Raw genomic sequence first — 11005 nt, 5'->3', positions numbered from 1 at the left:
GGAATTGCATTTTTTTTTCGAAGCCTAAATGATAATTCTGATGGTAAATGGTTATTAGTTTTCTTTATGTTTATTGTTTTAATTTGGACTTTTTGGAGGTTTAAAATATTTATTATTAATCAAAACGAATTAATAATAAGAAGGTTTTTTTTTACATCAAAATTTGATAAAAGTTATAAATTTAATCAAATAAGGCAAGTCAACTTTACTTTTATGACTGGGAAGTTTGGTGGGAATAAAATTATTGTATATTCAATATTTGTTAACGATTATAAAATTTATTCAATAAATTTAAAATCAAGTGAAATAAAGGAATTTATTACTGTCCTTGAAAATCATAATATTAAAGTTGTTAATAAATTAAAATTTTAATGCAAGAAAATTTATCAATAAAAAACTGGTCAGAAGACGACCAGCCACGAGAAAAACTAATGCTAAAAGGCAAACAAGTTTTAAGCGATGCCGAGTTGGTTGCCATTCTCATTGGTTCAGGAAGTCGGTCGGAAAGTGCCGTGCAATTATCACAACGCATTTTGGCAAGTGTCGACAATAATTTGAATGCATTAGGAAAACTATCTATCAAACAGTTAACCGAGTTTAAAGGAATTGGCGAGGCAAAAGCTATCTCTATCGTTGCTGCTGCCGAATTAGGTCGGCGCCGTCGATCTGAAGAAATAATAGAGCTTGCAAAAATAACTTCTAGCAAGGCAGTTTTCGATATCATGCAGCCTATTATTGGTGAATTAGTACACGAAGAATTTTGGGTTTTGTTTCTAAATAATGCTAACAAAGTGATTTATAAATCACAAATTAGCAAAGGCGGAATTACAGGAACTGTGGTCGATATTCGTATGGTTTTTAAAATTGCATTAGAGCAAAACGCAGTAGCTATTATACTTTCGCACAATCATCCTTCAGGAAAACTCGAAGCAAGTGATGCTGATAAAAATATTACAAAGCAACTAAAATTAGCGGGACAACAACTGTCAATTCCTGTTTTAGATCACATTATTATAACCGAAAACGGTTATTTAAGTTTTCAAGACGCAAATATTTTTTAGTTTATGAAAAACAGAATAAAACATATTTTTTTTGATTTAGATCACACGCTTTGGGATTTTGATAAAAATTCAGAATTAGCTTTCGAACGAATTTTAAACAATTATTTTCCAAATATTAAGATTCATGATTTTATTGAGATTTACGCACCAATTAATCAATCGTGTTGGAAACTGTATCAAAAAGACAAAATTACACACCAAGAATTGCGTTACAAAAGACTAAAAGACACTTTCGATATTTTGGAAGAAGAAATTACTGACAAACAAATCGACGTAATTTCAGATGAATATATCGAATTCTTGCCGCATTTTAATCATTTATTTGATAATGCTATTGAAGTTTTAAATTTCTTATACGAAAAGTATCAGTTGCATATAATTACCAATGGTTTTGCCCAAGTGCAATATAAAAAACTAAATAATTCTAATATTAGTCATTATTTTAAAACAATTACAAATTCAGAATTAGCTGGAGCTAAAAAACCAAATCCAATTATTTTCGAACACGCTCTAAACGTTGCCAATGCTCAAAAAAACGAAAGTATTATGATAGGCGATTGCCTCGATGCAGATGTGAACGGTGCATTAGATTTTGGAATAGAAGCAATTTTTTTTAATCCAAATCAAATAGAAGTTGCACAAAGTATCAACCAAATTATTAACTTAGCAGAACTAAAAAAACTTTTTTAAAATGAAAAAATATTTTTCTATACTCGTATTTGCCTTAATTTCAAGTCTAACCTATTCTCAATCAACTTTGAATGATTATGAAATGGCGATAATTCCTTCAAGATTTCAATTTCAAAATGGTGACAATCAGTACAGAATTAATTCAACTATAAAAGCTTTTCTAAAGCAAAAAGGATTTGAAGCTTATGTTTCGTCCGATGTTTTACCGGAAGGATTTTTAGATTACAATTGCAATAAAGTTTTTGTAAATGTTATCGAAGAAAATACGATGTTTTCCACAAAAATAAAAATTGAGTTTAAAGATTGTAAACAGGTTGTTTTATTCACCACTGATTTAGGTGAAAGTAGAGAAAAGGAATTAGCAAAAGCTTATAATCAAGCTTTACTTTTAACTTTAAAATCTTTCGATAAAGCTAAATATAAGTTTTCGGGAAAAACCTATTATGATGATGAAGCGCAAGAAAAATTAAAATCTCATGATGTAGAAAATGTTTCTACTGAAGTTACTAAAGTCATAAAATCGGAAGCAGGTGTAACATATGAAAAAGTTACAAAAAGTGACAAACTAGCAACAAACGAAGCATTTGTAAAAGCAATAAACCAGGCTAATCAACAAGAATTAGTGCTGTACAAAACAACTAGGAATGCCATTTACCTGTGTAATCAAAATGGAAAAAATGGTGTTATTTTTGCTAAAAATGAGGTTTGGTTTTTCGAATATTTAGACAATGGAAAATTAATTTCAGAGAAATTAGATATTAAATTTTAGTGTATATTTTGCTATTCTGACGAAGGAGGAATCTCATAAAGAGAAGCTAGTAATGAGATTCCTCCTTCGTTAGAATGACAAATGATATTTATGATTGGATTAAAGTATAATGTTGTTAATTCATCAATATCCATATTTTTCCTTCCATCTGTTTTTTAAAAATTCTCTAGTGCCATTTTCGCGAGAATTATTACCCGGATTGTAAAAAACAGTTTCCGAAATTTCGTTAGGCAAAAATTCTTGTTCGGCAAAATTATTACTGTAATCGTGAGAATATTTGTATTTATCACCATAGCCCAATTCCTTCATGAGTTTTGTTGGAGCATTTCGCAAATGAATAGGAACAGGCAAATCGCCAGTATGTTTTACCACTTTTTGGGCTTCGCCAATAGCTAGATAACTCGCGTTACTTTTAGGGGAAGTAGCTAAATAAACAGCACATTGGCTCAAAATAATTCTACTTTCAGGATAACCAATTGTTGATACCGCCTGAAAAGTATTGTTGGCCATAATAAAAGCCGTTGGGTTGGCATTACCAATATCTTCGGAAGATAAAATAAGCATTCTTCGTGCAATAAATTTCACATCTTCTCCGCCTTCAATCATTCTAGCAAGCCAGTAAACTGCTCCGTTTGGGTCACTGCCGCGAATAGATTTGATGAAGGCAGAAACAATATCGTAATGTTGCTCGCCTGTCTTATCATATAAAACAGTGTTTTTCTGAACTAGCTGCATTACTTTTTCATTGGTGATCAAAATAGGATTTTCACTCGTAGCATTTACAACTAGTTCGAAAATATTTAATAGTTTGCGTCCATCACCACCAGAAAGCCTAAGTAAAGCCTCGGTTTCGACTAATTCGATATTTTTTGTCTTCAAAAAAGTGTCAGTGGTCATCGCACGATGTAAAAGCGCTTCGAGATCCTGTTTCGAAAAAGCATTCAAAATATATACCTGACATCTTGACAATAAAGCAGGAATGACTTCAAAACTTGGGTTTTCGGTTGTAGCTCCAATTAGTGTAATCCAACCTTTTTCGACAGCTGCCAATAAAGAATCTTGCTGTGATTTACTAAAACGATGTATCTCGTCGATAAACAAAATTGGGTTTTTAGCTGTAAACAATCCGCCACTTTGTTTGGCTTTTTCAATCACATCACGAATGTCTTTTACACCAGAATTTATGGCGCTCAAGATATAAAACGGACGTTTACTTTCTTGTGCAATAATTTGAGCTAAAGTCGTTTTTCCCGTGCCTGGTGGTCCCCAAAAAATTAGCGACGGAATAATTCCTTTCGCAATTTGATGAGTCAACGAGCCATTTTCGCCAACTAAATGCGACTGACTTATATAATCCTGTAAATTTTGCGGACGAATTCGCTCTGCTAATGGTGCTTCCATGGTGTAAAAATAATATTTTTTATTTGAAGCTATTACAGCTTTCCGTTACAATCTTTTCTTTTTTTAAAGAAAAAAAAGAAAAGGATTTCCACTGTAATCTGGGCTAGGAAGAAACAATCGAGTTTAATCGTGCGTTTTTGGTTAATTATGACAAAATATCACTAAATTAACTTTGGCTAAATATTTGAGATAATCTATTATCTTTTAGTATATCATCTATTATCTTCTATGAAAGAAACTGATTTCAAATTTTCCGCATCTGTATTAGCATGGCCATTATATCTGGTGTTGTCACTTTGGTTGGTTTACACTATCGAAATTATTTTTCCGGGTGATTTTTCTCATTTCGGAATCTTGCCAAGAACAGTTTCCGGACTAAAAGGAATTGTTCTTAGTCCGTTTTTGCACGGAGATATAGGGCATTTGTTTAATAATTCTATTCCGATATTTATTTTAGTAGCAGCTTTGCGTTTCTTTTATCGAAATCAATCTTTACAGGTTCTGATTTTGGGTGCTCTTCTATCAGGATTTGGAACTTGGCTAATAGGAAGAGAGAATTATCATATTGGCGCCAGCGGATTAATTTATGTATTGGTGAGTTTTATTTTTTTTAAAGGAATCAAATCTAAATATTTTAGATTAGTTGCTTTGTCTTTAGCAATAGTAATTGTATACGGCGGAATGATCTGGTTTGTATTTCCTTCAGCGGAACAAAATATTTCGTGGGAAGGACATCTTTCAGGATTTATTGCAGGTTATTTATTGGCTTTTTATACTAAAACTGATAAATATCAAAAGCACATAAAATATGATTGGGAACATCCAGATTTCGATCCAAGTCAAGATGAATTTATGAAACATTTTGACGAAGATGGAAATTTCGCACCAATAAAGAGACAAGAAATCGAGGAAAGTGCTAATGAAGATTTAAGAATTTCTAATACTTCTATTGACAATGCTTCGGTGGTTTATTTCTTTAATGAAACGAAATAATAATTTAAAATGAGTTTTTATAATTTTTTAAAATATAATCTAGGCCAGTTGCTACAATTTCACCCATAGTTTTACATTTTTTAAACTTCATATCGTGGGTAAATCTTTGGAGCGATTTTTTTAATGATTCTATATGTTCAATTGGAGCGAGTTCTTCTTTTTTCATGATAGAAATCAATTCTTCGAATCTTGTTTCTTGTCCATGAATTCGTTTTACAGTTGCCGAGCGAACTTCTTTTCTATATTGTTCTATCGAGTTTGGTTTAAGCTTGTCGATAACCAGTTTTACCATCTGAAAATTTTCTTTGTAAAACTGCGGGAAGTATATTTTTATATTGCCTTCATAAGATTGTTGGTCGAAATCGATGGGACGAATACGGAATTCGACATGGTCAAAATCATGAATAGGAATTATAACATAATTATAGGATCGCATGTCGCCTAATAAACCAATGATACAGCGTTCGTTAAACTTAACAAACTCTTTTGCAATTTGTGCTTTTTCGTGTTCGGTACAAGTTGGAAGTATTTGTTTTATGAAAATATCTCCAGGAATTCCAATAATATGCTCCTCAATAAGTGTGTCCTTGTAAACCAAATAATTTATTCGGTTAGGCGATAATATTTCTTCCAATTCTAATCCATATATACGAGAAGCATCCGCTTTTTTTATATAAAAATTAGTAAAATTATCATTCAAGATATTCCTTACTTTTACTCTAAATGGGTTCGAATTCCCAAAAGTGCAATAATCGATAGAATCGACATGAAGATAAGGAAGTGTCTTCACGTCGCCATCAGAATGAAGCAAAGTATATATTTTATTGATGTTTGCTTCGAGTTCTTGTTGCTCAAATTCTGGGTAATAAACGCGATGCCATAAAGTGTCGTTTCCATCTTTGTCTTCTAGATTAATAAACCCAGAAAACCGAAGTAAATCATCATAAAAAACGCTGGTTTTTGTGATACGACCGTATTTTTCTAAATAATGAAATAATTCATCAGAAATGCGATAATTCTCTTTTCTAAACTTTATTTTGACATCTTTTTGAGCCATAAATTAGTTTTATGAACGTTGGCGAACAGCTTCGTAAAGGAATGCGCCACAAGCTACAGAAACATTTAGCGAACCAATAGTTCCGAACATTGGTAACTTAGCTTTCTCATCTACTATTTTTAAAACTGAAGGATTTACACCACGATCTTCGCTTCCCATAATAATAGCAACGCCTTCATTTAGTGAAATATCATAAATATTACTTTCTGTTTTTTCAGTAGCTGCGACGATTTTTATACCAGAAGCTTGTAGTAAGAAAACAGCGTCTTTTATGTGATCAACTTTGCAAATAGGCACATTAAAAACAGCGCCAGCAGAAGTTTTTACCGTATCTCCGTTTACAGGAGCTGAACCTTGTTTTTGCACAATAATTCCATCGACACCAGTACATTCGGCGGTACGAATAATTGCGCCAAAGTTTCTTGCATCAGACAATTGGTCTAGGATAAGAAACAAAGGTTTTTTCCCACTTTCTACAACGGTATCTATTAGTTTTTCTAAATCCTGAAACGTAATAGGAGCAATGGTTGCGACTGCACCTTGGTGGTTGTTGGGAGTTAATCTGTTTAGTTTTTCGACAGGAACATAGGAAAAATTGATGCTGTTTTTCTTCATCAATTTTTGTAATTCTTGCATCAATTCACTTTGCGCATCACTTTGTATAAAGACTTTATCAATTTCTTTTTTAGCATTTATAGCTTCGATAATCGCACGTATTCCAAATATTTGGTTTTCTTTTTCCATATGGCAAAGATACTTTTTTTAGATTAGTTAGATTGTTAGATTGGTTAGATTTTTAGACTTTTATACTTCTTGAATACAATTTATTGACAATCTAAGTAATCTAAGGATCTAAAAATCTAAGAAGTCTACTTTAAAATCTAGCCTTGAAGCTAATATGAACTATCGAATTAGATAACTTAATAGCTTGCTCTTTCGTGCTTCCGTTAGCATATACTAAATTGAAAATTCCATTTTTTGTGAGTAAACCAAATCCGAAACCCAAACCAACTAAACTGTTAGATGTGTTGGAGGATTTATCTTGGTAATAACCATAATCGATAATTGAATGAATGTAAATACTGGAATTGGCAACGTACCTATATTCTGTCAAAATAGAATTGAAAGTGTTACCTTGTAAACTATTTTCGTTAAAACCGCGAATGGAATTTATGCCTCCAAAACGATGTAATTCATTAACTATATAGGATTCGCTGTTTAAATAATGATTCAAACTCCTTATGTTAACGATGTTTTTCTTGTTTAAATAAAAATTATGACTCAGGTTTAATTCTGCGAAAACTTGTTTATTGCTGCTAAGTTCTAAATCTCTTTTTCCTGTTCCAAGCTTAAAATAAATTTGGGTTTTCTCGGGGAATAAATAATCGTCTGGATTGTAAACCGAAAAATCTAAATGTGTGGTAATAAATGAGTTTTTGTAATCGCTAATTGTAGTGCTATTTGTGTTTTGAATATCGCTAGATTCAGCACTTTGATAACCTAAAAAAACTTTGGTGTTATAATTGAAATAATAACCTAAATCGATTGTTGTTTGTGTATTTTGAAACAAACTATCTTGTTTGAAAATGTTTAATTGTGCTTTCAATCCCAATGGACTTTTAAAAATATATGGAATTTCAATCATACCATTGAAGGTTTTCTGATTCTTTCCGTCACTTTTCCAATAGAGAGAAATCTTTTCGCCACCATTCAAAATATTTTGCAATTGTAGGTCGAGATAGCCATTTATTATTACTTTTTTTTGTTCGTTATTGGTAAATCCAATAAAGCCATCAAAAGTATTAGGTTTTGTTTTTTCGAGATACACGTAAGCTTTTGTAGAATCTTTGGTAAATAAAATTTCAGGATATTTAGGTTGGCTTACAAATCGGAACTTTCCAAAATCGGTATATATTTTCTTTAAATTCTCTTGGTTAAAGACTTTGTTTCGGTATAGTCTTTTAATTTGTTTTTTGTGTCCTGCAGGAAATTTATCGTAACCATTAATTACAATATCATCGAGCGTTCTAATTTTTTCTGCTGCTAAATTTAAATCGGCAAAAAGTTCGTTATTTTCTTTTTTAAAATTAATCAGTTGTAACTTCGCTAGCGAATATCCTTTCTTTTCTAATAAGAGCAAAGTTGTATTCATGAAGTTTTCGGTTTCGGAAAGTTGTATTTTTAATGTTTCGCTTTTTAAATTTAATAATTCAAAATTTTCACCTATATATATATGTAAAGATTTATTTTTTAATCCAATACTATAATTAAATAGAAATGTAGAATCATTTACTTTTATGGCTTCCTCGTGTTTAGAAGTCAAATAACCATTTTTTAATAATTTATCAGAAAGAGAGTTTACTTCATCAATAAGTGATTTTGTATTGACATGTTTTTTGCTATAAGTCAAGGAATCGATTGTTTTATTTTCGCTTTCATTGCTTCCTTTTATTTGCAAATAAGAATTTTGTGCCAAAATGTTTTGACAAATGAATAGCGTAATAATAGATAAAAGAAATTTCAAATTATTTTTTTATTTAAAGTAACGTAAAATCGCACTGTTTCTTATTTAAAGTCAAATGTATAATAATAACATTGAAAATTAATGAATTATGGTTTGTTTCGTCAAAAATATTTTATACATTTGCAACCCCGTAAAAAGCGGGAATTTTATAAACAAGTAATTTTTAGTATTTAATTATGCCAACAATTCAACAATTAGTAAGAATAGGAAGAACCAAAATGACTAAGAAGTCTAAATCGGTTGCCCTAGATTCTTGTCCTCAAAGAAGAGGTGTTTGTACGCGTGTTTACACTACGACTCCAAAAAAACCAAACTCTGCAATGCGTAAAGTAGCGCGTGTACGTTTAACAAATGGAAACGAAGTAAATGCTTACATCCCTGGAGAAGGACATAATCTTCAAGAGCACTCGATAGTATTAGTCAGAGGTGGAAGGGTAAAAGATTTGCCAGGAGTTAGGTATCACATTGTTCGTGGTGCGCTTGATACATCAGGTGTAGCAGGAAGAACACAAAGAAGATCTAAGTACGGAGCAAAACGCCCAAAAGAGGCTAAAAAGTAATTTTTAAAAACTTTTAAGAAAAAGAAATGAGAAAAAGAGCGGCAAAGAAAAGACCACTTTTACCAGATCCAAGGTTTAATGACCAGCTGGTAACACGTTTTGTGAACAACTTAATGTGGGATGGTAAGAAATCAACAGCTTTCAAAGTGTTTTATGATGCAATGGATATCGTAGAGGCTAAGAAGCAAGATCAAGAAAAATCGTCAGTAGAAATCTGGAAAGATGCACTTACAAACGTTATGCCTCACGTAGAAGTACGTAGTCGTAGAGTAGGTGGGGCAACATTCCAAATTCCTATGCAAATTCGTCCGGATAGAAAAATTTCTATGGCGATGAAATGGATGATTCTTTATTCAAGAAGAAGAAATGAAAAATCTATGGCTCAAAAGTTAGCTTCGGAAGTTTTAGCTGCGGCTAAAGAAGAAGGTGCTGCTGTAAAAAAGAGAATGGATACTCACAAAATGGCAGAAGCTAACAAAGCTTTCTCTCACTTTAGATTTTAATTCTTAAGAAATGGCTAGAGAACTTAAATACACAAGAAATATAGGAATTGCTGCTCATATTGATGCTGGTAAAACAACAACAACAGAGCGTATCTTATTTTATACAGGAAAATCACATAAAATTGGTGAAGTACACGATGGTGCTGCAACAATGGACTGGATGGCACAAGAGCAAGAAAGAGGTATTACAATTACTTCTGCGGCTACAACTTGTGAATGGAATTTCCCAACTACTCAAGGTAAAGTTTTACCTGAAACATTGCCTTATCACTTTAATATTATCGATACTCCAGGACACGTTGACTTTACAGTTGAAGTAAACCGTTCTTTGCGTGTGCTTGATGGTTTGGTTTTCTTATTTTCTGCTGTTGATGGTGTTGAGCCTCAATCAGAAACTAACTGGAGATTAGCTGATCAATACAGAGTGCCACGTATCGGTTTTGTTAATAAAATGGATAGACAAGGTTCTAACTTTTTGATGGTTTGTCAACAAGTAAGAGATATGCTGAAATCTAACGCAGTTGCGATCACTTTGCCAATTGGTGAGGAAAATGATTTCAAAGGTGTTGTTGACTTAGTAAGAAACCAAGCTATTGTTTGGGATGAAGAAGGTATGGGGGCAACTTACGAGATTGTGCCTATTCCAGAGGACATGCTTGAAGAAGTTAAAGAATACAGAGGAATTCTTATCGAGGCAGTAGCTTCTTATGATGAGAATTTGCTTGAAAAATTCATGGAAGACGAATCTTCAATTACTGAAGAAGAAATAAACGTGGCTTTAAGAGCAGCTGTAATGGATATGGCTATCATTCCGATGATTGCTGGATCTTCATTTAAAAACAAAGGGGTTCAATTTATGTTGGACGCTGTATGTAAATATTTACCTTCTCCAATGGATAAAGAGGGTATCGAAGGGATTCATCCTGATGATGCTGATTTATTAGAAGAAGATCAAACTAAAATATTACGTAAGCCAGATGTTAAAGAGCCATTCGCTGCTTTAGCGTTTAAAATTGCTACTGATCCATTCGTAGGTCGTTTAGCTTTCTTCCGTGCTTATTCAGGTCGTTTGGATGCAGGTTCTTATGTTTTGAACACGCGTTCTGGAAACAAAGAAAGAATTTCGCGTATCTACCAAATGCATGCTAACAAGCAAAACCCAATCGAGTATATCGAGGCAGGTGATATTGGGGCGGCAGTTGGATTTAAAGATATTAAAACTGGAGATACATTGTGTGATGAAAAACACCCAATTATTCTTGAGTCTATGAAATTCCCAGCGCCAGTAATTGGTATCGCTATCGAGCCAAAAACTAAAGCTGACGTAGATAAAATGGGTATGGCTTTAGCTAAATTAGCTGAAGAAGATCCAACATTTACTGTTAGAACTGACGAAGCTTCAGGTCAAACGATTATATCAGGTATGGGTGAACTTCACTTAGATATC

The 11005-nt window shown here is 32.6% G+C and carries 13 protein-coding genes; 8 read left to right on the top strand and 5 right to left on the bottom strand.

The window, feature by feature from the left end; translation table 11 throughout:
- The 4 genes from ACH2BP_RS09395 to ACH2BP_RS09380 form a co-directional block, all read left to right on the top strand.
- Positions 1-372 (top strand): hypothetical protein (locus ACH2BP_RS09395; RefSeq protein WP_395059248.1); only part of this gene is annotated, 372 nt, incomplete at its 5' end.
- Positions 372-1061, top strand: a complete 690-nt coding sequence (radC, locus tag ACH2BP_RS09390) for a DNA repair protein RadC (RefSeq protein ID WP_395059246.1) — start codon at positions 372-374, stop codon at positions 1059-1061. The genes ACH2BP_RS09395 and radC, both read left to right, overlap by 1 nt.
- 3 nt (positions 1062-1064) lie before the next feature.
- On the top strand, positions 1065-1751 hold the full coding sequence (locus ACH2BP_RS09385; protein WP_395059244.1) for a YjjG family noncanonical pyrimidine nucleotidase: 687 nt from the start codon (positions 1065-1067) through the stop codon (positions 1749-1751).
- Between the two features lies 1 nt (position 1752).
- Positions 1753-2520 carry a hypothetical protein gene (locus ACH2BP_RS09380; RefSeq protein WP_395059242.1) on the top strand — a complete coding sequence of 256 codons (768 nt, stop codon included), beginning with the start codon at positions 1753-1755 and terminating at the stop codon, positions 2518-2520.
- Positions 2521-2531: 11 nt separating this feature from the next.
- Here ACH2BP_RS09380 and ACH2BP_RS09375 read toward each other — a convergent pair whose 3' ends face one another.
- Both ACH2BP_RS09375 and ACH2BP_RS09370 read right to left on the bottom strand, forming a co-directional pair.
- Positions 2532-2654 carry a hypothetical protein gene (locus tag ACH2BP_RS09375; RefSeq protein ID WP_395059240.1) on the bottom strand — a complete coding sequence of 41 codons (123 nt, stop codon included), beginning with the start codon at positions 2652-2654 and terminating at the stop codon, positions 2532-2534.
- Complete coding sequence (locus ACH2BP_RS09370) at positions 2644-3921, bottom strand: replication-associated recombination protein A (RefSeq protein WP_395059238.1); 1278 nt, start codon at positions 3919-3921, stop codon at positions 2644-2646. Before ACH2BP_RS09370 ends, ACH2BP_RS09375 begins: the two co-directional genes overlap by 11 nt.
- Before the next feature lie 228 nt (positions 3922-4149).
- Here ACH2BP_RS09370 and ACH2BP_RS09365 point away from each other — a divergent pair, with 228 nt between their 5' ends.
- A complete protein-coding gene (locus ACH2BP_RS09365) occupies positions 4150-4914 on the top strand; it encodes a rhomboid family intramembrane serine protease (protein ID WP_395059236.1) in 765 nt (254 codons plus the stop codon).
- 4 nt (positions 4915-4918) lie between these two features.
- Here the strand turns inward: ACH2BP_RS09365 and ACH2BP_RS09360 are convergent, their stop codons facing one another.
- The 3 genes from ACH2BP_RS09360 to ACH2BP_RS09350 form a co-directional block, all read right to left on the bottom strand.
- Positions 4919-5971: a hypothetical protein gene (locus ACH2BP_RS09360; RefSeq protein ID WP_395059234.1), complete on the bottom strand. Its 1053-nt coding sequence runs from the start codon at positions 5969-5971 to the stop codon at positions 4919-4921.
- Between the two features lie 9 nt (positions 5972-5980).
- Positions 5981-6715: a 23S rRNA (guanosine(2251)-2'-O)-methyltransferase RlmB gene (gene rlmB / locus ACH2BP_RS09355; RefSeq protein WP_395059232.1), complete on the bottom strand. Its 735-nt coding sequence runs from the start codon at positions 6713-6715 to the stop codon at positions 5981-5983.
- 130 nt (positions 6716-6845) lie between these two features.
- A complete protein-coding gene (locus tag ACH2BP_RS09350; protein ID WP_395059230.1) occupies positions 6846-8447 on the bottom strand; it encodes a hypothetical protein in 1602 nt (533 codons plus the stop codon).
- A gap of 224 nt (positions 8448-8671) precedes the next feature.
- On the opposite strand from ACH2BP_RS09350, the gene rpsL reads away from it, so the two are divergent.
- From rpsL to fusA, 3 genes are all read left to right on the top strand, one after another.
- Positions 8672-9055 carry a 30S ribosomal protein S12 gene (gene rpsL, locus ACH2BP_RS09345; RefSeq protein ID WP_011963473.1) on the top strand — a complete coding sequence of 128 codons (384 nt, stop codon included), beginning with the start codon at positions 8672-8674 and terminating at the stop codon, positions 9053-9055.
- Between the two features lie 26 nt (positions 9056-9081).
- Positions 9082-9558 (top strand): 30S ribosomal protein S7, encoded by a 477-nt coding sequence (rpsG, locus tag ACH2BP_RS09340; protein ID WP_395047919.1) that lies wholly within the window; start codon positions 9082-9084, stop codon positions 9556-9558.
- Between the two features lie 10 nt (positions 9559-9568).
- The coding region (fusA, locus tag ACH2BP_RS09335) for an elongation factor G (protein WP_395059228.1) at positions 9569-11005 on the top strand (1437 nt) is incomplete at its 3' end.

It is taken from the genome of Flavobacterium sp., assembly GCF_043756175.1.
Lineage (GTDB): Bacteria > Bacteroidota > Bacteroidia > Flavobacteriales > Flavobacteriaceae > Flavobacterium.
Note: the sequence above shows the minus strand (reverse complement) of the source record. Positions and strands in the feature narration are given on the sequence as shown.